Source organism: Agrobacterium larrymoorei (assembly GCF_037722385.1).
GTDB classification, from domain to species: domain Bacteria; phylum Pseudomonadota; class Alphaproteobacteria; order Rhizobiales; family Rhizobiaceae; genus Agrobacterium; species Agrobacterium larrymoorei_C.
Window position 1 is genome coordinate 193,662 of sequence record NZ_JBBKAQ010000011.1, and the last position, 20,785, is coordinate 214,446.

A 20,785-nucleotide genomic window follows, 5' to 3' on the forward strand; every position below is an offset into this window, starting at 1 on the left:
GCCGCCAATCCGGATGGATGGCGGCGCTAGAAGATTTGTGAACTGAAGGCGACGTCAGCCGTCAAAAAATTCCTTCATCCTAGCAAAGAAGCCCGTCGATTCCGGATTGTTGTCCTTCGACGAAATTTCCTCGAATTCCTGCAGCAATTCGCGCTGACGCTTGGTCAACTTTTGCGGCGTCTCGATCTGAATCTGGATGTAGAGATCGCCCGTCTGCGCCGAACGCAGAACCGGCATGCCCTTACCCTTTAAGCGAAACTGCTTGCCCGGCTGCGTGCCTTCCGGCACCGTCACACGTGACTTCGTTCCATCCAACGTCGTGACATCGAATGTGCCGCCAAGGGCTGCAGTCGTCATCGAGATCGGAACTGCGCAATAAAGATCGGCGCCATCGCGCTGGAAGAACTCGTGCGGACGCACCGACAGGAAGATGTAGAGATCTCCCGAAGGGCCACCTCGCATCCCTGCTTCGCCTTCACCTTGCAGACGAATGCGTGTTCCGTCTTCGATGCCGGCCGGGATGTTGACCGAGAGCGAACGCTCCTCCGTCACACGGCCCTGGCCGTGACACTTGGTGCAAGGATCGGTGATCGTCTGGCCGCGGCCATGGCAGGTCGGGCAGGTCCGTTCCACCGAGAAGAAGCCTTGGGCTGCACGCACGCGGCCCGAGCCTTGGCAGGTGCCGCAGGTCTTGGGGCTGGTGCCAGGCTTTGCACCGGAACCGGAACAGACGTCGCAGGTTATGGATGTCGGCACCCGGATTTGCGCGGTCTTGCCGCTGAAAGCCTCTTCCAGCGAGATTTCCATGTTGTAGCGGAGATCAGCTCCGCGCTCGCGGCCACCGGAAGACCGGCGCGCACGACCGCCGCCCATCATCTCGCCAAAGATGTCTTCAAAAATGTCGGAGAAGCCGCCGCTGGCAAAACCGCCGCCGCCACCGCCGCCCATGCCGCCGTGTTCGAACGCCGCATGGCCGAAGCGATCGTACGCCGCGCGTTTTTGCGGGTCTTTCAGCGTCTCGTAGGCTTCATTGATTTCTTTGAATTTTTTCTCGGATTCTGCGTCATCGGGATTTTTGTCCGGATGATACTTCATCGCAAGTTTGCGGAAGGCGCTCTTCAGCTCCTTTTCATCGGCGGATCTGCTCACGCCCAATGTCTCGTAAAAGTCTGCTTTCGCCATGAAGATAACACACCCCGAAATGGATTTCCGGCTGCACGAGGCAGCCGGAGTCAGTCTCATTCACTCAAGTCCGAGAGCAAGAGCCGCGATTTACGCGGACTTCTTGTCGTCCTTGATTTCCTCGTAGTCGGCGTCGACCACACCATCATCCTTGCCGCCTGCGCCGCCTTCACCGGCTTCCGCCTGCTGGGCTTCGTAGATGGCCTGACCGAGCTTCATGGATACTTCCATGAGCGTCTGGGTCTTCGCCTGGATGTCGTCTGCATCCGGCTCGGATGCTTCGACAGCCGTCTTGAGGGCAGCGATGGCATCTTCAATCGCCTTGCGGTCGGTTTCAGAAACCTTGTCACCATACTCCTGGACCGACTTCTCGGTGGAGTGGATCAGGCTCTCAGCCTGGTTCTTGGCTTCTACGCCCGCACGACGCTTCTTGTCGGCTTCAGCATTGGCTTCCGCATCCTTAACCATCTTTTCGATGTCGGCGTCGGAGAGACCACCCGATGCCTGGATACGGATCTGCTGTTCCTTACCCGTGCCCTTGTCCTTGGCCGAGACCTGGACTATGCCGTTCGCGTCGATATCGAAGGTCACTTCGATCTGCGGAACGCCACGTGGCGATGGCGGCAGCCCAACGAGGTCGAACTGGCCGAGCAGCTTGTTGTCGGCTGCCATTTCGCGCTCACCCTGCGAGACGCGAATGGTCACGGCAGACTGGTTGTCTTCGGCGGTCGAGAAGGTCTGGCTCTTCTTCGTCGGGATCGTCGTGTTACGATCGATCAGACGGGTGAAGACGCCGCCCAGCGTTTCGATGCCAAGAGACAGCGGGGTTACGTCGAGGAGCAGAACGTCCTTGACGTCGCCCTGCAGAACGCCGGCCTGGATGGCCGCGCCCATGGCAACCACTTCGTCCGGGTTGACGCCCTTATGAGGCTCCTTGCCGAACAGCTGCTTGACGACTTCCTGCACCTTCGGCATGCGGCTCATACCACCAACGAGAACGACTTCGTCGATCTCGGAAGCGGATACGCCGGCATCCTTAAGAGCTGCCTTGCAAGGTGCGACAGTGCGCTGGACCAGGTCATCGACCAGGCTTTCGAACTTGGCGCGCGTCAGCTTCAGCGTCAGGTGCTTAGGACCGGATGCGTCTGCCGTGATGAAGGGCAGGTTGATTTCGGTCTGCTGCGAAGACGACAGCTCGATCTTTGCCTTTTCGGCAGCTTCCTTGAGGCGCTGCAGAGCCAGCTTGTCGGACTTCAGGTCGATACCGTTGTCCTTCTTGAATTCGGCTGCAAGGTACTCGACCAGACGCATGTCAAAGTCTTCACCACCAAGGAAGGTGTCGCCGTTGGTAGACTTCACCTCAAAGACGCCATCGCCGATCTCGAGGATCGAGATATCGAAGGTACCACCACCAAGGTCGTACACGGCAATCGTCTTGCCTTCCTTCTTGTCCAGACCATAGGCAAGGGCGGCAGCGGTCGGCTCGTTGATGATGCGCAGAACATCAAGACCAGCGATGCGGCCCGCATCCTTGGTTGCCTGACGCTGGGCATCGTTGAAGTAAGCTGGAACGGTGATGACGGCCTTTTCAACCTTTTCACCGAGATAGGATTCAGCGGTTTCCTTCATCTTCTGAAGGATCATCGCGGAAATTTGCGAAGGGGAGTAGCCCTTGCCCTGCGCTTCTACCCAAGCGTCCCCATTGTCGCCCTTGACAATATCGAACGGGACCAGTCCCTTGTCCTTCTCGACGGTCGGATCGTCGTAACGACGGCCGATGAGGCGCTTGACCGCAAACAGGGTGTTGGTAGGGTTGGTAACGGCCTGGCGCTTTGCAGGCTGACCGACCAGACGCTCACCATCGTCGCTGAATGCGACCATGGAAGGGGTCGTGCGTGCACCTTCCGCGTTTTCGATGACTTTGGTGTCCTTGCCGTCCATCACTGCGACGCAGGAATTGGTCGTGCCAAGGTCAATACCGATTACTTTTGCCATTTTCTTCTCTCCTTGAAGCGAGTCATCGGAACCCCGGGAGGCATTCCACTGACGACTCCTTGACTTGGATGGTCTTGCTTTTTTGTCAGCATTTCTGCTGGTATGCGGCGTATATAAGGAGCGAATTTTCTGGCTGCAAGGCGAATGGCGCCAGCGAAGGCAGCAAAAAGAAAGATTTGCTGCACTTCTTCATCTCGGCTCTAAAGCTGGTGTGACAGCCCAGACATTCATACAAGAGATCGTGCTGCGGCAGTTGTAAGCCGCTACCCCTGTGGCTTGATCAGGCTCTTGACCCTTTGGGCAAAGACATCCAGCTGGAAGGGCTTGGTCATGACGTGCATTCCATGGTCAAGATGACCATGGTTCAGGACTGCGTTTTCCGCGTAACCAGTGATGAACAGAACCTCGAGATTCGGCCGATTGACGCGGGCTGCATCCGCCAATTGCCTGCCGTTCATGCCGCCCGGCAAGCCGACATCGGTGATCAACAGGCTGATCTGTCTGTTGGAATTAAGAAGACGCAAGGCCGAGGGCGCGTCTTCGGCTTCGATCACCGAATATCCCAAATCCTGCAGCTCCTCGACGGCGAGCATCCTGACCAAGGGCTCGTCGTCCACAACCAGGATCGTCTCGTCGCCATCGGCACGTGGTGCATCGATATGGCCTTCGGCTTGCGGATCGTCCGCATCGACAGAACCGGCATAGCGCGGCAGATAGATACAGATCATCGTGCCCTTGCCGAGTTCGGAATAGATGCGCGCCGCACCGCCCGATTGACCGGCAAAACCATAGACCATGGAAAGGCCAAGTCCTGTCCCCTGGCCGATGGGCTTGGTGGTGAAAAAAGGATCGAAGGCGCGCTCGATGATATCCTGCGACATGCCGGTCCCAGTGTCGGAGACGCAGAGCGACACATATTGTCCCGGCTCCAGGCCGCGCATGCGGGCGGCCCGCTCGTCCATCCAGCGGTTCCCGGTCTCGATTGTCAGCTTTCCGCCATTCGGCATGGCGTCACGGGCATTGATGCAGAGATTGAGGAGCGCGTTTTCCAGCTGGCTGGCATCGACGAATGTCGGCCAGACACCAGCGGCTCCCACCGTTTCCACTTTGATGCCCGGCCCCACGCTGCGCATGACCAGTTCCAACATGCTGTCGACCAGGGTGTTGATATTGAGCGGCTTCGGGTCAAGTGTCTGGCGGCGCGAGAAAGCGAGCAGTCTTTGAGTCAGTGCGGAGGCTCGCTTGGTGGCACCCATTGCGCCATTAATATAGCGCGAAAGGTCTCCCACCCTGCCTTGTGCCAGGCGCGTGTTCATCATTTCCAGGCTACCGCTGATACCAGCGAGGATATTGTTGAAGTCATGCGCAAGACCGCCAGTCAGCTGGCCGACAGCCTCCATCTTCTGCGCTTGGCGCAACGCTTCTTCCGCCACCATCAGCTCGGCACTGCGCTCTTCCACCTGCTGCTCCAAGGTGGCATTCAGTTTTTCCAGAGCCAGCTCAGCTTTTCTACGGGCGGTAATATCCTGAAAAAGGACCGCAACCTGGCGGCGTTCCTTCGGCTCGATGCGAACGGCCGCGAGCTCAAGATAGCGGCCCGTGGCAACCAGTTCCTGCTGGAAGCGAATGGGCTCGCCGGTTTTCAACACCGCGCCGTAGCGGGCGATCCAAGCGTCAGCCTCATCCGGCACCATCTCACGCAGCTTCTGACCAACGACATTGGGAATACCGGCGTGACGAGCATAGGCGTCGTTTGCCTGGATATGCACATAGTCGCTGTCCGGTCCATGCGGCCCGTCCAGGAACTCGATGATACAAAAGCCTTCATCGATCGCGTCGAAAAGACCCTTGTACAGGTCCTCGCTTTCGCGTCTTGCGCGCTCCGACACCGTGCGCTCGGTGACGTCCGAGCCTTCGACGAAAATAGCGCAGACCTCGCCGTTCTCATCGCGGATCGGCTGATAGAGAAAGTCGAGATAACATTCCCTGCCAGATCCATCCTCATCGGCGTGGATGACGAAAAGAGCACCGAGAGCTTTATAGGGTCTGCCCGTTGTGTAGACCTCATCAAGAATGTTGACGAAGCCTTGCTCTGCGGCCTCAGGAAGCGCTTCCGCGACCGTTCGTCCAACAATATCGTGACGTCCAACGAGATCCATATAGCTCGGATTGGCAAGCTCGAAGCGGTGATTTGGACCCCGCAAAAGCGCAATGAAGGTCGGCGCCTGCTCAAAAAGCTGAGTCAGGATCGGACCGATATTCCCAGGATCGTTATTCACAGTCATCGCACTCAAGACGTCGTTGTTAGCGGCATGATCAGGTTCGGCGGCACGACAAGCCCATCCTTGCCGCTGATCATGGCGTCCAGATAGCCAAGTGCGTTTTGCAAGCCATTGACGGTGTAAGGCTTTTCGATAGCGCCGACAGCGCCGGCAAAATCGGGCGGAATGCGTTTGATATTGCCGCTGACAAAGACATAGGGGACTTTTTTGCTGGCGAGAAACCTGCCGACATCCACGCCGGTCGGACCATCGAGAAGATGAATATCGACAAAAGCAAAGTCGGCACTTTCCTTTTCAATCAGAGCAATGGCCGATGCGCTATCTGCTGCGACGCCGACAACGCTATGCCCTGCTGCCTCAACTTCGCTTTCCAGTTCGAGTGCCAGAAGTGCCTCATCCTCCACGATGATAATGCGCAATTCATGATTCCTTCTTATGTCCAACCAACAGCGTCACGCTTACAATCGTCTGCCGGCCATTCTGTTCTCGTTTAATATCTGCGCTGACCTGACGCGCACAGGTTTCCAGCAACATCTGACTGAAGCGCTGCTCCTCCTCATCGACCTTCACAGGATCGATCGTATCGGCGACCTGGATGAGGAAATGTCCGTTCAGCCTCTTTACGGTCACCTTGATGTCACCGCCACCATCGCCCAGCCCGCGTCTGACGACATCGCCCACCAACTCGTTGACGATAAGCGACAGAGGCGATGCCTTGTCTGCAGGGACGTAAACCGGCGACAGGTCCAGTGTGACATTGATATCGGTGCGCTTCAGTTGACTCGTCAGATTGACCACGAGGTCTTCTGCGAAGTCGGCCACGTCGAAACGGGCGATATTATCGAGCGTGAACAGCTTGCGGTGAACGGTGCTGAGCGCCTCGATGCGGTTGAGCACCGATTTCAGTGTTGCACTCGCCGTCTCATTCTTCGTCATCCGCTCTTGCAGCTTCACGATGGACGCCATCGTCATAAGGTTATTCTTGACGCGATGATCGACTTCGTGAACCAGTACGGTCTTGGCGTCCAAGGCATCGCGCAGGTCTTTGGTGCGGCGACTGACTTCTTCCTCGGCAAGATTGCGGGCTTCGGCAAGCTCGGCCTCCTTGTCCTTGATGCGGGTGAAGTCGAGCTGCGAGGCGAAGTAGTAGATCACTTCTCCTTTGTCGTCCCTCACGGGGCTGACAAACAGAGCGTTCCAAAACTCCGCTCCGTCCTTTCGATAGTTCAAGATGTCGACCGACACCGACGTTCCGGCATCGATGCCCTCGCGAATCTTGGCGACGGCTTGCGGATCCGTCTTCTCGCCTTGAAGAAGACGACAGTTCCGACCGAGGAGTTCGTCGCTGCTATAGCCTGTCAGATCGTTGAAGGCCTTGTTGCAGAAGATGATGGGGTTGTCGTCCTGCTTTGGATCGGTGATGATCATCGGCATGCGGGTTGCTTTGAATGCTGCCGCAAAAGGGTCTTCCGATGCGTGTGCGGCGAGCAAACGCTCGCCGGCTTTACGCGCTTCCAGAGGCAGCAAATAATCGACCATGAATTTTTCCGCACTTCACCACATGCGTAATCATTCTGGGGCTGGAAGGTTCCCGACGATGGATTATTTTCGCTGGCCTGTCATCAAGTTGCAGGACTAAGTAGATTTGAGACAGGTGCCACCGTCCTAGTTGGGCTTGGCTTCTGCCTCTGAATCACCAATCAGAAGACTTTACGCAACTTGGCATCGACCGAGTGCTTGTTACCGCCTCTGACCGCAAAAAATAGGAAGATCGCCGACCACAGGATAGACTTCTCCGCACCGCCGAGTCCTTCCGATTTGACGATCCAATGGAAATAGACCGTCACCATCAAGACGATGAAGGCGGCGAACGCTGCAGGACGGGTGAAGAGGCCGATCGCGACGAGGATACCGCCGAAGAATTCCGTTGCGGCCAGAAGGGGAGACCAAAATACACCAGGATAGAAGCCCAGGCTCTCCACCATGCCTACAGCGCCGAAAGGATTGGTAATCTTGCCAAAGCCATGGGTGACAAGCAGCACGCCCGCGACAACACGCAGAACGGTCTCCACCAGTTCATAGGTGCTGTTATAGATAGGAGCGACAGCCGGGACGATCAGTCGTTCACGAGAAAGGTCATTATGTGCCACAAACATACTCCACTGAATTGCAATTCCAGACCTTCTGCAAGAAGCTGTTTTCAAAGCAAGTCTCCCTCGAAGAAAACATGACAAACTAAGTAATATTTTTGTGAGATGAGAAAAGGACCGTTTGATATGGATGGAGCCGTAAAACCTCGCATTTCGATCACCTATTGCACGCAGTGCAACTGGCTGCTGCGCTCGGCGTGGATAGCACAGGAGCTGCTCAGCACCTTCTCCGACAGCCTTGCAGAAGTCGCACTCATTCCGGCCACCGGCGGCCGCTTCGAAATCACGGTAGACGGAGCGCTCTTATGGGAAAGAAAGCGTGATGGCGGCTTTCCAGGACCGAAGGAATTGAAACAGCGCCTTCGCGACATGATCGATCCCGACCGGGATCTCGGCCATCTCGATCGGCAGAAGAATGAGGGGCTGGATACATAGTCGGACGTGTATGCGGACCGATGGTCTCAGAAGAGCGCGACGCTATGGTCGCATCGTGATGGGCCTTTATTTAAAAGGATCGACCTGGCGTCGCCATCGCACGAGAACGGGCACCGCGATGTTTTTTGACGAAAAAACAATGATCGTCACAAAACTTCAAAATCCCTGTTGACACCAGCGGCCTGCCCCCGTACATGGCTCCTCGTCGCCCAGATGGCGGAATTGGTAGACGCGCCAGCTTCAGGTGCTGGTACTCGCAAGGGTGTGGAGGTTCGAGTCCTCTTCTGGGCACCATCTAATTCCAGAAAGCCGTGTAATCTCAATAGGTTACACGGCTTTCGTCGTTTTAGTCCCCCCGTTTATTCCCCCAGTCGAATTTTGATTTTGATTGCTGATAATCGACGGTAGGCGAGCCGAAATCTACGTGTCCAGCATGTCCCAATCATCACCAAGAACCCACCTTAGAGCGGACAGTTTGCCGTTGATCATTCCCCATTCGAAGTCGTCCCAAGGGCCTAGGTTCTCTTCCCCAACCTCTTCTTCTGTTTTACGTGCCGCCGCCATGGCGCCAGCCCAAATCGAGTCAACCACGACCTCCGGGTGATAACCTTTCAATTTGCGGAATTCGTCTTGGGTTATGATCCTTATCTTGCCGGACTCTACACCGTTTCGAAGACCCCAATGCCGGTTGTACCAAACTTGCCGGTTCAGCAAGTTTTCTGCGTCTATGATCTCCGACAGGCGCCGAGGGTCCATAGTGTAGGTGAACTCAAAATCCCGCTCTTCAACAAGCTCCGGCGCGGTGTCACGGAGACAGTCTAGCAATGATATCCAGTAAGCCGCCCGGCCCGGCGCGAAAAAAGGCACCAAGTCAGGATGAGGGTTGCGGCGGTCACCGGCAGGGTCGCTGAAATCGTGGACGTTGTGGGTGACGAGGGCGGCGGCTTCCTCGGCTTTCAGGCCGGACACAACGTCGGCAAACGCTTCGATAATGAGCGCATCTCCGATACTGTTTTTGGACCGGTGATAGGGCGCGTTCCCAGCCATGGCGCGGTCCGTTGCGCGAACCTTCTGACTATCGGTCACTGGCAATAGCGTAGCGCCAGAAATGAGCCTATCCACCGCCTCAAATGCAGGTGTAATAACATCACCAGTGACATCCACCTTATGGCTAAGCTCTTCGATGGCATTTAGCGCTTCGGTTTTTTCCGCCTCATCGCCGAGCCTTCGAATGGCTTCTCGGACAAGGCGGAAATGGGTTTGCAGCCCCTTTCGCGTCTCTTCGGCGAGCTTGTCCTTTCGACGGTCAAACTCCTGCCGGACAACTTCCGGAATTAATAGTTCAACTTCGCCATCCCCAACCAAGTCTTCCAAGGCGGCAATCGTAGACAAGGCCCGATAGTCTCTCGCGAGGTCGAGCCATACCGATGTGTCCACCACCAGTTTCAGCACTTCGCGGCTCCCTTGGAGAAAGTTCTCTTAAGCGCTTTGATACCGGCGACCAATCGAGGATCCTCTCCTCCATCAAAGGTCTTTTCAATAAGCGCTAGGACCGCCGGACCATCGCCCTCACTGGCGGAGCGAAGGAAGGCCAAATCCTTCTCTACATCTGCCTGAGCGGCAGCATCTTCGGCCGCGATGAGTTCACATATAACTGACATCACTACTCCTGCTTAAATCTGCGTACAGATTAGCGGAGCCCGGATCGTGCGTCTGTTGTTAAGTTGCAAACTATGTGAGAAATAATTTGCAAAATGCAAACGTCTAAATTGTACGAGAGGTGCCCGCCTTGAAGGACCTAGTCCCCCAATCTGATCGATTCACAACAGCCGACCATGCCAAACGCGGTGAGGCCATAATTGAATATGTGTCGGCTGGCCTGGCCTACTTCTCGGAAGGTTGGTCCGAAGCTTTCATGCTGCCCCTTAGGCGCCTAATCAAAAAGCGGCTAGAACAGATGGAAGAGGCTGTTGTCGCAGACATTCGTGCGGGGCTGATTACCGCCGAAGCCGTTATCGAAGAAGAAAGGCTGGCATCATTTGTTCTACGTGTCCGGCGAGCCGCTGTTGAAGGTGTGGCTCAACACAAGTTACGGCTTATGGCACGGATATTCTTCAAGAGCGCTCCGCGTGAGGACTACGCCGAAGATGAGATGGCGGACTTTTGGGCTATCACCGTGCAATTGAATTCGAGCGACATCAAGGTCCTCGCTGTGCTGAAAGCAGCCCGCGAGAACGGGTTTGGGCGCGATTCCGATGAAGAGCGTAGCAGTCGAAGGATCAGCGCTGAATTGGACAGCAACAATGCCTTCGAAAACGAGTTGGCGTTCAGGGAAGCTGTGCTAGCCCTTGTCCGATTCGGATTCATTGATGCTGTATCGGGATGGGGCTCACTTGTATATTTCGTAACGGATCGATGCTTGCTTTATATAGACAAGCTGGATTTTACGAACCTAGACGCGCCACCTAGCACCTAGGAACACGCTTTGCCCTCTTCGCTCGAACCACGCACGGATCCTCAAACGAACCCTGCCATATGCCGAGCCTATCGGACTTCGCTGCAGCCTCATCCTTCGCAAACTCGCCGCGTGAATAGCGCTTGTAGTCAGTCGCCCAACCTTTCCTCACCATCCAAGCGTTCACCGACTGGCCATCGGCGCGTTCGCATCGGGCCACAAAACGCCCATACCTATCCTTGTCCGTCACAATGCAGGTCGTCGGGCGTGATGCGGCTAGAAAGGCGTCCAGCGCCTCGGCGGCGGCCTGGCCGCATCGGTAGGATACGCCGTTGGCGTCCAAGCAAGTTTGGTAGCTTTCTACGGCATCAATCCCGTGGAGCCTGATCTTTGTATCCCGTATGGAGATGGTATCGCCATCTGTGACCACCGCTCTTCCAGTCAACGACGAGCCCTTGGCGATTGACGCCGGAATTGCGAAACTTGCTGCGATGACGGCGGCCGCAAGCCCGGCGGCGCCAATTGTTATGATGCGTTTCATTATTGATCCTTGTTAGACCGTAGCCGGGTCCCGTGTTCCGAGACGATTGAGGGAGCCGATGAAAACAGGTTTTCCGGTAGACGTATGGACACAGCCAGGAACTGGAAAGTCGGTCCAAAGGACGAGAGGGCGGCGGATGATGCGGGCATTTTCAACGTATGACCGCGCCTGTTGCGGGTTCATGTCGACCACCACGATATGGGCAATCCCGTCACCTTTATCGCCCGCCTCGATATCGATGCACGCCAAGCGTTTGGTCATGTCGCCATTGAACCATGGGGAAGCGTCTGGCGCTTCGTAGATCCGGAGAACACGGGGCGCGAAGATGCAGGAAACCATGCCCTCTTCTGGCGCAAAGATCATTCCGGAAACCGATGGCACGTCAATTTCGGAAGCTGGCCCGATTGTCCCGATCAACCACGGCCGCCCCGTCACCGGGTTCGTTCCCTCGGCGTTCTGCGCCATGATGGTGAGGACGGCACCGGGACGGCGCGCCCGGTCAATGGCGGCGACGACCGTTTCCACGTCTTCTGCCACGAAGAGGTCGGCCGTCACCACGCCGTTCTCGGCGGAAATAACGGCTTCGAATTCGACACACGTCCCATTCGTCTTGCCGGTGTCAGGGCACTGAATTGGGACCACTCGAATGATTTTTGGAGCAATGATTGGTGTGCGCATGACTTCAATCCGACAGTGATGAGTTTACGGCGGCTGCATTCCGGCGAGAAAGCGCGGACAACTCGGCGCGGACGGCGGCGGCCACCTCGCCCGGCGAGCCTGATCCGCCAGAAACGTTGATGGTGACCCCGTTTATGGAAGCATCAATGCTCTGGGGAACATGGGCAACAATCGGCTCCGCAATGGCAAGGTTTTGCGTCTGGACGGTCTGCGTCGTCACCTTGTCCGGAGAAGCGGAGCCGCCAGATGCCGGAGCCTGTCCCGTGTTCGCGGCGGCCTCCGAAGCGCCGGTGGGAACCGCCTTCAACATCTGGCCGCCCATCTCGCCGACGCGGGCGCCAACGGCTGCAGCACCGGAAGACGGAGACGGTTTGTTATCGTTTCCGGGCGCCGGGGTCACCGTGTTGACCTTGAAGCCCAACTTGTCTTGGACGCTTTGCGGAAGCCAGCCGATGAGGTCGTTGATGGAAGATTTCAGCCAATCCACCACGGCGGACCATTTATCCTTGAGACCGTCCCAAATGGCTTGCACGATGGCAGAACCGGCGCCACGAACCCGTTTGGAAAAGCTGTTCCACCAATTCTCATAGGCGGCCCACGCATCGTTAAGGGTGCCCACGATGGCTTGCGCGAAGTCCGTGGACTTGAACCCTTCCCATAGCGAATTGATGAGGTCGGCACCCTCGGAAATGAGATCGATTCCAGTGAAATATTCGAAGACGGCATTCATGCCCTTGGCGACAAGGATGACCGGGTTAAACTCTTCGAGATAGGCGTTGATCCCATCAATGAAGCCCACCTTGAAGGCGTCTTTCACCCTGCCCCATGCCCCGGAGAAGTAGGAAATGAATTCGTCCCATTTCTGGTAGAGGACATAAACGGATGCACCCATCAGAGCGAGACCAGCGAGGATCCAGCCGAGCGGCGTGCCGAGAAGAACGGCGCCAAAGTTGAAAACTGCGGCCGTTAAGGCCACCAACGCGGCAATCATCGGACCAAATATGAAGGCTGCGATCAACCCAAGCGCCGCGTAAAGCGGACCGCCAACGAAATCTACCACGGGCTTCACCCGCGCAATGAAGTCTGCAAACCCCTTCGTCCATTCCGAGATTGCCACCCGGAGGTCCGACGCCGGGTTCATGAGGTCCCGGAGAACCTTGCGGAGAACCCGCGCCCAATCGATAAGCTTGGCCCGGATGATGTCCACGTTGGCATCATACAGTTCGCGGAGTTCGACAACGAATTCGTTGAAGACGGGAAGAAGCTGGACGGCCACCAAAGTCCGCAAGGCATCAAACCGGCGGGTGAGCGCGTCAAGGTTTTCGGTGAATGCCTTACCCAAATTGAGGGCATCTTGAGACATCAACGCGCCAGCTTTACCGGCCTCCGATGCAAGCCGGTTATATTCCTGTCCGTTCTTCCGGAGAAGCGGCAACAGAAGCGTGGCGTCGTTGGCAATGGCCTCCATGTAGAAGGTCATTTCCGCTTGAGAAAGATTGGCGTTTTCCAGGGAGGAAACATAAAGCTGTAGCGCTTGCGCGGACGAAAGACCTTGAAATGCTTTCTTTGTCACCCCGACCTTTGGCGCGATGTTCTCAAAGAAATCCTTCATGGGACCGCCGCCGGTCTGCATGAAATCACCGACCTTGTCTCCGACGTCCTTGAGGATATCGGCCATCTTGTCTTGCTCGATCCCCACCGTCTTCGCGGCATATGCCCATTTCTGGAATTCAATTGATGGCGTCCCCGCCACCTGGCTCAGCCGGTCGATTTCCTTGGCAAGTTCGGCGGTCCCGGTAGCCAGCCCGAAGAGGCCAGCAATAGCACCAGCGGAGCCCAACCCCACCAATGCGGTGAAGGATGCAAGACGTGATGTCGTAGATGCCAGACCAGCGCCGAGCCCCTTGAGAGATGTACCGAGGCGTGCCGTGGCGCCAGTGATGCGTTCTAATCCGAGCTTCTTGCCGAGATTGGAGAGGCGGGAGGAAATCCGCTTAATCGGTCCAGTGAGACGGTCAATAAGTGAGAGGGTGACTGTTGCTTGTGCATTGGCGGCCATCAGTTGCGCTCCGCCTTCTTGGCTTCGACAACAGCTTCAAGCTCGCGGACATCGAAGAGACGACGACGTCCTACCTTGATCCCTCGCGGGATAACACCGGTTTTTACCCAACGGCCAAGCGTTGCATCCGAGATGCCGCCAAAGCGTTCACGGACCTCTTCGCCGGTAATTAGATTAGATCGAACCGAATACATGGAAAATCTCCTTTGGAGGACTTTCCCATGACTGTTTATGAGTGCCTATGCGGGATATTGCGAACGGTTATGCGCGACGAATACGGACGCTATATTTTCTTTCGACGCATGATGATTTCGTAGCCCAATGTTCCAGCGAGAGCCACTAACATGTGTGTCTGTGGTGAGCGTTTGCCGGACCGCCAAGCATAGACGGAACCGACGCTGACCCCGCTTCTCTCTTCCATGTCGCCGAGGCTCATCCCCTGCCGCTGCCGTTCTGCATTAATCGCTAGGATGGCGGGCACTTGGTCTCGTAGATTGAATTCACGGCTCATCAGGCACAACGTCCTTCACTAGATTTTTTGCGCAAGATGATCTCAAAACCGAAGCACTCGGCAATTTTCACCAGATTTTGGATAGTTGGGGAGCGAGAACAATTGCGCCAGCTGTAGGTCGAATTGATGCTGACGCCACTGCGCTTTTCCATTTCGTCCAGGCTCATTCCGAGGCGCTGCCGTTCGCTTTCAAGGAACTCGAAGGCGGCGCGTTGATTGCACATGTCGAATTCATCAGGCATCGTTATCCCCTTGGTGTGGCTCATTTGATCTCCCCTTCCGGCGGCGCCTTCGCTGCCACTCGGTTCATCTCCGTCCTCACCCGCGCGTCCAGCAAGGCGATGAGCGTTCCGGGATCGACACCAAGTTCCCCTGCGATTTCGGCGCCGTAGCGTGCCGGAAAATTCAGCATGGCTTCACGGGTAACGAAGGCCACGGCCCGAACGGCGCGGCGGGCTTCCTCGGCTGGCACCAATTCGCCGCGCCGATGGGCAAGCTCAAGTTCCTGGCGACCGGCTTGCGCCAACAGAAGGCGGATTTTTGCGGCTTCGATATCCTCGCGCCCTTCACCCTTTCCGGCACCCTCGGCGGCGCCGAGCGGTCGGCCTGGGCCGGGGTTCAATTCTGCACGCACCCACTTAAGCGCAGCCTCGACCCTCACGGATCCATCCGGCAGCATGGGCAGACCCTGTTTAGCGAGTTGGGAAATTCGGCCCCGGCTTAGGCCAAGACGTTTTGCGAAACTTGATTTGGATTCAATGGTTTCGGTCGGCATATCGGTGAGTTTCCGAGTGTTTAGAATTAATATCGGAGCGCTGTCGCTACAGAAGCCTTGCGCAGCCGTGTCCCCCGCAAGATGCCACCCCGTCGGAAGGACCCAAGCTATTGATATCTTTGGGCTTTACTTTGTTGCACCGCCGGGTGAGGACGAGTCTCCCGGCGGTGCGGATGCGACGGCAGTTGGGATGCCGCCGCATGTTAGTCGCGGATGGGCGGAAGTTCGGCAGCGCGCTTCATGGCCTTCGTCCAAAGGGCGGCGCGGTCGATGCCGTCGCCACGGTTCCGGGCCGGTGTTGAAGCGGCTGGTGCATTGGCCTCACGCTTGGCACGGGCGTCCTTGCCATAAAGTAGCTTTTGCCGGAGTTCGCTGGGTGTGGGCATGTTCGGTCTCCTTAATGCCGCCACGCATCGGCGATGGCCTGTCGGGCGGCGCGCTGTTTCGCAAGGGCTTCGATTGCAGCGTTCTGCGCAAGGATCGCCCTGCGCAGCGCCAGATTGACCGGCCCGTGTCCGGGGTCGCATGCAATGGCCCATCCGGCTTCCCGGGTACGGGCATAGGCGAGACGCGCCGCTCGTTCGGCCTGATGCGACACACGTTCGGCGGCGCGTTGGGCTTTGAGGATTTCGGCGGCGCGGGTCATGATTAGAGTTCCGAGTCGTCCGCCAGAAGTGCGGCGGGGTCTGCGAATTCGGATCGGTTGACCCGGAGGCCGTGGCGCTCGGCTTCCCGCGCAAAGCGCTCCCGCAACTTTTCGAGGTCCGCGATTTCAGCTTCGAGTTTCGCGATTTCTCGCGCCCGCTCCGATGCCGCAATAGGTTCGCCGGGCGTCGCAGCTACGGCCGCATCCACCAGTGCGGTGGTGATCCCATCAGGATTTGCCAGATACGCCAGACCGATTGCGGCCCATTTCGAGAACACCGGCTTCGACCCGCCGCCTGGCGGAATGATGTTGCCACCATTGGGGTCCGAAAGGACCGAGAGGTTTGTTTCGTCCTTGAAGGCGACCACTGACGCGGCAAGTTCGGCAACAACACGTTCCTCAATTTCCTCGCGGGTGGCTGGACGGCGCCGTGTGTCGGAAAGCTTGTTCTGTGCTGCGATGATATCTTCGCCGATTTGGTCGAGGTCGCGGCGGATGTCGGAGGCGGCCTTGGCCTGTGCCGAGAACATCCCGGCGAGCCGGTCACCGATGCTTTTAATGCTGGCTTTCGCCATGGGAAGGTTCCTTTCCAGATTGATATTTAATCAGCGAGGTCGGACGGCAATGCGCCATGTTCGGCAGCGAAAGCCTTGCAGCGCGTCCAGAGGCGCCCAACGTGGTCGGCGGCCTCGGCCAAATCGTCAAATTCGGCATTGGCTCGGGTTTCGGCCGCTTCCGCCTTAGCGACCACTGCACGGGCGACCTCAATCGAATTATCGCGAGGCTTGATCCGGACCTGTTTGGTAGTTTCGGAGGCGCCTCCGAAAGCGCTCTCTTCGCGGACCACTACCCCTGCAATCGGGTTCTGAGCCCGGTCCAATTCTTCGCGTGCGGTTCCCACATCCTTGCGGGCATCAAGCACCTTCCGCCAGGCAGTGGCGCGGGCAGCGTTGGCGGCGTCCCGTTCGCGGCGGTAGTGCCGTAGTTTCTGTTCGGAAATTTTCATTGTCGGTGACCTCTTCGGCTTTGTTGAGAAGAGGTTATCCGGACCCGTGGGCAAAATCCGTCTTAACCGTTGCCCACTCGAAAAGATCAGTCACGCAATGCGGCGCGTATAGTCCTTTCAGACGGGATCAAGCCGCCGTTAAATTCAATGATCTTTGCAACAGATGTTTTCGGCTCACTTCGTTGCGGTTCACCAATACGTAAGGATGCTGCGACGCGGAGGATTTCGGCGGCCACACGACGGCCACTGTATTGAGGCCATAGTTGATTTCGAAGCCACCGGATCCGCTCGTCGCGAACTACTGCGGCCACCTTCCGGGAGGCGGCGCGGTCAGCTTCATCAAGCGCCAAGCACCGGCCAAGGAATGCCGCGACCTCCGGGTCCAAGTTCTCCGCCAGTCTTGCTATGGCACGGATCCCCTCGCTTCGGGCTCGGTCGGTTATGGCCGATGCCGCCGGGATCATCATGGCAGCGACTCCCTCAACCTTGCTTCGCGGGCCACAAACGCCGCTTTGATCTTTGCAATGTCTTCGCCAATTTCGCTCATACGAATTTCAAGGCGCTCCATTGCCGCGAGGATTTCGGCATCTCCGGTCTGCTGGTCCGACTCCGCGTTGGAGGGCTCAACTTCTTCGGAATTCTGCTTCCCAGATGCCCATTGGTTGAACCAAAAGTGCGAAACTCGAACCCGGCGCCCGACTTTGCCAAACTTAAGGTTTCCGCGTCTCATTTCTCGGCTGACGAATTGCCTTGTGAAGCCGGTGCGTTCGCATATCTGCGCGATGGTCAAAAACGCTGTCATTTTGATCCTCTGATTACTTTTGTTTCCATCAGTTTACATCATGAGGGCCAATATTCATTGCGACATCCGGGACATGGATAAGTTTTCGCCATGGGAACGCGCTAGACATCTGTTGATGCGAAGGGTTTTTCGAAGCACGACCCTTCGCTCCAAGCCACTGTTATTGTTGTGTTTCGAAGCGTCGAAGGGTGTGAAGCGTGATTTCCTGCAAACTCACTGAACGAAACGCATGCGTCCCCATCGTCTGCATTTTTTCCAAGTTTGGTGTGGTACGTCCCATTTTACCCTTCATATCCTTCGACCCTTCGAAAGATAATAAAAACAGTAACTTAGAGCGAAGGGTGTTCCGAAGGATCGAAGGGTAAGAAGAGACTTATCTTTTGCAACGGGCGATTGCTAACAGCACCGTCCCATGGTGAAAGAACATTGATGTGATTTACCCGGCCTCTAGGGAGAGTGCGTTGATCGATTTTAAGGAAATCCCGGACGGAGATGCCTGGGAAGAGTTTTGCCGCGACTATTTGGTCGCACTTGGGCTTGTAGTGGACGTCCCTCCCGGCAGAGGACCTGATGGTGGCCGCGATCTGCTTGTTAAAGAGCAACTTACGGCCACTCTCGCGTCTCGGTCATTTACCTGGCTGGTAAGCTGCAAACACAACGCAACCAGCGGCAAGTCCGTAGGGCCTGACGATGAGCAGAACATAACCGACCGTTTGGAACAACACGGAGCGGAAGGATTCATCGGCTTCTATTCAACGATGCCGAGCGCGTCACTGGTCGAGCGGCTTAAGGAACTTCGTGACAAGGGTAAAATCCATGCATTCGAAATCTACAGTGGCAGCAGGATTGAGAACGGGTTTCACGATATCGGGCTATCTGGCGTACTGTTGCAGCACCTTCCAAACAGCCATACTGCGCTGCGTCCTATACACCCCCTCCTTGGACGATACGAACCGCTGCACTGCGAGATGTGTGGGAAGGACTTGCTTAAAGCAAGCGTGAAAGGTGAGACGCTCGGAAACATTATATTTGCTACCGCTCGGAAGAAAGACGAGGATGATGAGCGGCCACCCGTTTCTAGTGTGCACTTTGTCTGCAAAGGTGAGTGCGATGAGACTCTTGAAGACCGTCTGCACAAGCGAGGCATATATACAGGGTGGGACGATATTTCCGACTATTGCAACCCGCTAATCTTCTTGCGCCGGTTGACTGGTTATACGAACCAGATGCGCAATAAACCCAACTCATATACGGAAGCAGCCCACGAGAAAATGATTACTTTCTACGTCACTTTAAGCCAGCGTACTCTAAGGCAAACGAATGAAGAGGATCGCAAGGCACTTGGCGATGCGATGTTTGTGGAGCAGTTTGGAGCCTAGTCCGACTGGTTTAGGCCGTCACTGATCCCGTACGAATAACTGACGTCGGGTTTTCGGGTCTTTTGATCCCTTCCTCCATCCTAACGACCGTAGACATTCCCCGATTCGCACCTGAACATCTTTCCGATAGTCGCGCGGGCTTAGTGACAAACAATCTGTGGCAAGTTCAGCCATAGAAATGGAGCTCCTGCCTTCGAGATAGCGCGAAACAATGTCTTCCCAAGGATCCAGTTCTCGCGCGTCATCCTGAGCAGGCGCAAAGACTTTTCGTTCAAAGTCCCGATCCGGCCACCAGTGAACTCCTTGGCGGTAGAGTTGCACCGCCTCCGCCCACAACTGGTCGCGATCATGCCGAAGTTTCGGGATACTGAGCTTGCCAATCTTTATCGGCCAGAAGCGGCGGCCGCCCGTGGCGTCCTTCAAATAGCCATTGGCGCCTGGATTAATGGTTCCGGCGAAGACGCACTGGCGCGGCACGGTGACGTTGAACCGGGCATGTGGAGGCCGGTAATCTTCGATCCGGCGGGTGACGAAAGCCTTAAGCACGTTGGTATCCGCTCGGTTCATGGAGGCCATTTCGGACGCTTCGATAATCCACTTCCCGCGTAGCACGATGCTGGAATCCTTGGAGGAAAGGTCGCCAGGAAGTTGGTCCCCAAACCATTCGCCTCCGAGGATCCGAAGAGCGGTTGATTTTTGTTCTCCCTGCTCGCCTTCCAAAACGACCATGTAATCGGCCTGACAGCCGGGCTCAAAGATGCGAGCGACGGCGGCTATGAGCCACATAGTCCCGGCATTATTGGTGTATGGGTTGCTTCTGGCTCCAAGATAACTGGAAAGCCATCCCCCCACGCGGGCCCTTCCGTCCCACTCCAGCCCGCTGAGATAGTCCCGGACGGGATGAAACCTGTTTGCGCGCGCCACCGCTTCCACGGCATCGATAACAGACGCCTTTGGGAGCGAAGGCCACATTGCTTCCAACTGCAGCCATTCCTGCAACAAGACGATGTCGACGTCGTCAATAGTGCGACCAGCGTCCCTCGCGGCCGCCGCGTTGACGGCTGGCAACGGCTTCAAGACGCTTACTTGCCCCGTCATCTCATTGAAGCCGATGCATCCTCGCAATTGCGGAGCTATCTCAAAGGACCGGATGGCATTCGGCAAACAATTAATGATCTTGCCGCTATCGCCATCGACCAATAGGTCTGCAGCCCAGTTGAAGCGTGGCGCCGCCTTCGACTTGTGACGGCCTTGGCTGCGCTTCGTCTCGTTGAGGTCTATAACATTCTCGTCGGTCATTTGCGGCCGCCCTTCACCATCCATGCGGCGCAACGCGAAACTTCCTCGGAGATTGTCGTCCCGTTCCAATGTGCCAAGAGGCTCAGAAGACCAGAGTCGGACACCAGCCAGTCTGGCGAACCGGACGTCGAGGCCATCCAGTTGTCTGACGGATCAACCGAAAGCCAATAATTCGCTTCGGCATCTGCAACCTCGAAAGCATCGCCGTTCCACTGAAAAGCCCACCTCTCTGTCCGAGCGCGCTTCTCAAGAATGGTTCGGCGACGAGAATGCAGGACGCCGTTGATTTCATGAGGCGGAGGCAAAGCGCCTAGGCTGCGAAGGTCTGCTAATTCGGCGCGGGCTTCGTCCAATATTCCATTCGCAAGACGGTCGAGGTCGGACGCTGCCTTGACGGCCCTTCCTTCTTCCAAATCTTCTACCGCACTTTGGATGACCTGAACCGCTCCAAGAAGAGCAAGCTTCTCGTTGAACCGGGTAGCTTTTGGGGTGCCTCCGGCTTGATTAATATGAGAATAGATGATATGCATTGCGAATACTTTCTTGGGAGACCCCGTTCTTTGACTTGCCGGTCGGACGGGGTTTTTCTT

At 56.5% G+C, this 20,785-nt stretch carries 24 protein-coding genes and 1 tRNA gene; 4 read left to right on the forward strand and 21 right to left on the reverse strand.

The window, feature by feature from the left end:
* Nucleotides 1-54: 54 nt before the first annotated feature.
* From dnaJ to WKI41_RS13730, 6 genes are all read right to left on the reverse strand, one after another.
* A complete protein-coding gene (gene dnaJ / locus WKI41_RS13705) occupies nucleotides 55-1,182 on the reverse strand; it encodes a molecular chaperone DnaJ (protein ID WP_340194050.1) in 1,128 nt (375 codons plus the stop codon).
* A 90-nt stretch (nucleotides 1,183-1,272) separates the two neighbouring features.
* Nucleotides 1,273-3,177 carry a molecular chaperone DnaK gene (gene dnaK, locus WKI41_RS13710; RefSeq protein WP_340194051.1) on the reverse strand — a complete coding sequence of 635 codons (1,905 nt, stop codon included), beginning with the start codon at nucleotides 3,175-3,177 and terminating at the stop codon, nucleotides 1,273-1,275.
* A gap of 263 nt (nucleotides 3,178-3,440) precedes the next feature.
* On the reverse strand, nucleotides 3,441-5,462 hold the full coding sequence (locus WKI41_RS13715; RefSeq protein WP_340194052.1) for a PAS domain-containing protein: 2,022 nt from the start codon (nucleotides 5,460-5,462) through the stop codon (nucleotides 3,441-3,443).
* Between the two features lie 5 nt (nucleotides 5,463-5,467).
* Complete coding sequence (locus WKI41_RS13720) at nucleotides 5,468-5,878, reverse strand: response regulator (protein ID WP_340194053.1); 411 nt, start codon at nucleotides 5,876-5,878, stop codon at nucleotides 5,468-5,470.
* Nucleotide 5,879: 1 nt separating this feature from the next.
* Nucleotides 5,880-6,998, reverse strand: coding sequence for a PAS domain-containing protein (locus tag WKI41_RS13725; protein WP_340194054.1), 1,119 nt, complete (start codon nucleotides 6,996-6,998; stop codon nucleotides 5,880-5,882).
* Between the two features lie 161 nt (nucleotides 6,999-7,159).
* Nucleotides 7,160-7,609 (reverse strand): DoxX family protein, encoded by a 450-nt coding sequence (locus WKI41_RS13730; protein WP_340194055.1) that lies wholly within the window; start codon nucleotides 7,607-7,609, stop codon nucleotides 7,160-7,162.
* A gap of 126 nt (nucleotides 7,610-7,735) precedes the next feature.
* On the opposite strand from WKI41_RS13730, the gene WKI41_RS13735 reads away from it, so the two are divergent.
* Both WKI41_RS13735 and WKI41_RS13740 read left to right on the forward strand, forming a co-directional pair.
* A complete protein-coding gene (locus WKI41_RS13735; protein WP_340194056.1) occupies nucleotides 7,736-8,044 on the forward strand; it encodes a SelT/SelW/SelH family protein in 309 nt (102 codons plus the stop codon).
* Between the two features lie 207 nt (nucleotides 8,045-8,251).
* A tRNA-Leu gene (locus WKI41_RS13740) sits at nucleotides 8,252-8,338 on the forward strand.
* A 126-nt stretch (nucleotides 8,339-8,464) separates the two neighbouring features.
* Here WKI41_RS13740 and WKI41_RS13745 read toward each other — a convergent pair.
* Nucleotides 8,465-9,496 carry a PIN domain-containing protein gene (locus tag WKI41_RS13745; RefSeq protein WP_340194057.1) on the reverse strand — a complete coding sequence of 344 codons (1,032 nt, stop codon included), beginning with the start codon at nucleotides 9,494-9,496 and terminating at the stop codon, nucleotides 8,465-8,467.
* A gap of 337 nt (nucleotides 9,497-9,833) precedes the next feature.
* Between WKI41_RS13745 and WKI41_RS13750 the strand changes: the two genes are divergently transcribed.
* Entirely contained in the window at nucleotides 9,834-10,520 is a 687-nt protein-coding gene (locus WKI41_RS13750; protein ID WP_340194058.1) for a hypothetical protein, read from the forward strand.
* On the opposite strand, the gene WKI41_RS13755 is transcribed toward WKI41_RS13750, so the two are convergent.
* The 12 genes from WKI41_RS13755 to WKI41_RS13805 form a co-directional block, all read right to left on the reverse strand.
* Nucleotides 10,510-11,040, reverse strand: a complete 531-nt coding sequence (locus WKI41_RS13755) for a thermonuclease family protein (RefSeq protein WP_340194059.1) — start codon at nucleotides 11,038-11,040, stop codon at nucleotides 10,510-10,512. The two genes, WKI41_RS13750 and WKI41_RS13755, sit on opposite strands and share 11 nt — an antisense overlap.
* Before the next feature lie 12 nt (nucleotides 11,041-11,052).
* Complete coding sequence (locus WKI41_RS13760; protein WP_340194060.1) at nucleotides 11,053-11,718, reverse strand: hypothetical protein; 666 nt, start codon at nucleotides 11,716-11,718, stop codon at nucleotides 11,053-11,055.
* Between the two features lie 4 nt (nucleotides 11,719-11,722).
* Nucleotides 11,723-13,777, reverse strand: a complete 2,055-nt coding sequence (locus WKI41_RS13765; RefSeq protein ID WP_340194061.1) for a hypothetical protein — start codon at nucleotides 13,775-13,777, stop codon at nucleotides 11,723-11,725.
* Nucleotides 13,777-13,971 carry a helix-turn-helix transcriptional regulator gene (locus WKI41_RS13770; RefSeq protein ID WP_340194062.1) on the reverse strand — a complete coding sequence of 65 codons (195 nt, stop codon included), beginning with the start codon at nucleotides 13,969-13,971 and terminating at the stop codon, nucleotides 13,777-13,779. Before WKI41_RS13770 ends, WKI41_RS13765 begins: the two co-directional genes overlap by 1 nt.
* A gap of 89 nt (nucleotides 13,972-14,060) precedes the next feature.
* A complete protein-coding gene (locus WKI41_RS21745; RefSeq protein WP_425341034.1) occupies nucleotides 14,061-14,288 on the reverse strand; it encodes a helix-turn-helix domain-containing protein in 228 nt (75 codons plus the stop codon).
* On the reverse strand, nucleotides 14,288-14,554 hold the full coding sequence (locus WKI41_RS13775; protein WP_340194063.1) for a helix-turn-helix domain-containing protein: 267 nt from the start codon (nucleotides 14,552-14,554) through the stop codon (nucleotides 14,288-14,290). The genes WKI41_RS21745 and WKI41_RS13775 overlap by 1 nt, the downstream gene beginning before the upstream one ends.
* A complete protein-coding gene (locus tag WKI41_RS13780; RefSeq protein WP_340194064.1) occupies nucleotides 14,551-14,967 on the reverse strand; it encodes a hypothetical protein in 417 nt (138 codons plus the stop codon). The genes WKI41_RS13775 and WKI41_RS13780 overlap by 4 nt, the downstream gene beginning before the upstream one ends.
* Before the next feature lie 299 nt (nucleotides 14,968-15,266).
* On the reverse strand, nucleotides 15,267-15,449 hold the full coding sequence (locus tag WKI41_RS13785) for a hypothetical protein (protein WP_340194065.1): 183 nt from the start codon (nucleotides 15,447-15,449) through the stop codon (nucleotides 15,267-15,269).
* Between the two features lie 11 nt (nucleotides 15,450-15,460).
* Entirely contained in the window at nucleotides 15,461-15,709 is a 249-nt protein-coding gene (locus tag WKI41_RS13790) for a hypothetical protein (protein ID WP_340194066.1), read from the reverse strand.
* A gap of 2 nt (nucleotides 15,710-15,711) precedes the next feature.
* Nucleotides 15,712-16,284 carry a hypothetical protein gene (locus tag WKI41_RS13795; protein WP_340194067.1) on the reverse strand — a complete coding sequence of 191 codons (573 nt, stop codon included), beginning with the start codon at nucleotides 16,282-16,284 and terminating at the stop codon, nucleotides 15,712-15,714.
* A gap of 26 nt (nucleotides 16,285-16,310) precedes the next feature.
* On the reverse strand, nucleotides 16,311-16,715 hold the full coding sequence (locus tag WKI41_RS13800) for a hypothetical protein (RefSeq protein ID WP_340194068.1): 405 nt from the start codon (nucleotides 16,713-16,715) through the stop codon (nucleotides 16,311-16,313).
* A 463-nt stretch (nucleotides 16,716-17,178) separates the two neighbouring features.
* A complete protein-coding gene (locus tag WKI41_RS13805) occupies nucleotides 17,179-17,517 on the reverse strand; it encodes a hypothetical protein (protein ID WP_340194069.1) in 339 nt (112 codons plus the stop codon).
* 461 nt (nucleotides 17,518-17,978) lie between these two features.
* On the opposite strand from WKI41_RS13805, the gene WKI41_RS13810 reads away from it, so the two are divergent.
* Nucleotides 17,979-18,896: a restriction endonuclease gene (locus WKI41_RS13810; RefSeq protein WP_340194070.1), complete on the forward strand. Its 918-nt coding sequence runs from the start codon at nucleotides 17,979-17,981 to the stop codon at nucleotides 18,894-18,896.
* An 18-nt stretch (nucleotides 18,897-18,914) separates the two neighbouring features.
* On the opposite strand, the gene WKI41_RS13815 is transcribed toward WKI41_RS13810, so the two are convergent.
* Together WKI41_RS13815 and WKI41_RS13820 are read right to left on the reverse strand one after the other, a co-directional pair.
* On the reverse strand, nucleotides 18,915-20,195 hold the full coding sequence (locus WKI41_RS13815) for a VapE domain-containing protein (protein WP_340194071.1): 1,281 nt from the start codon (nucleotides 20,193-20,195) through the stop codon (nucleotides 18,915-18,917).
* Nucleotides 20,192-20,725: a hypothetical protein gene (locus WKI41_RS13820; protein WP_340194072.1), complete on the reverse strand. Its 534-nt coding sequence runs from the start codon at nucleotides 20,723-20,725 to the stop codon at nucleotides 20,192-20,194. Before WKI41_RS13820 ends, WKI41_RS13815 begins: the two co-directional genes overlap by 4 nt.
* Nucleotides 20,726-20,785 lie beyond the last annotated feature (60 nt).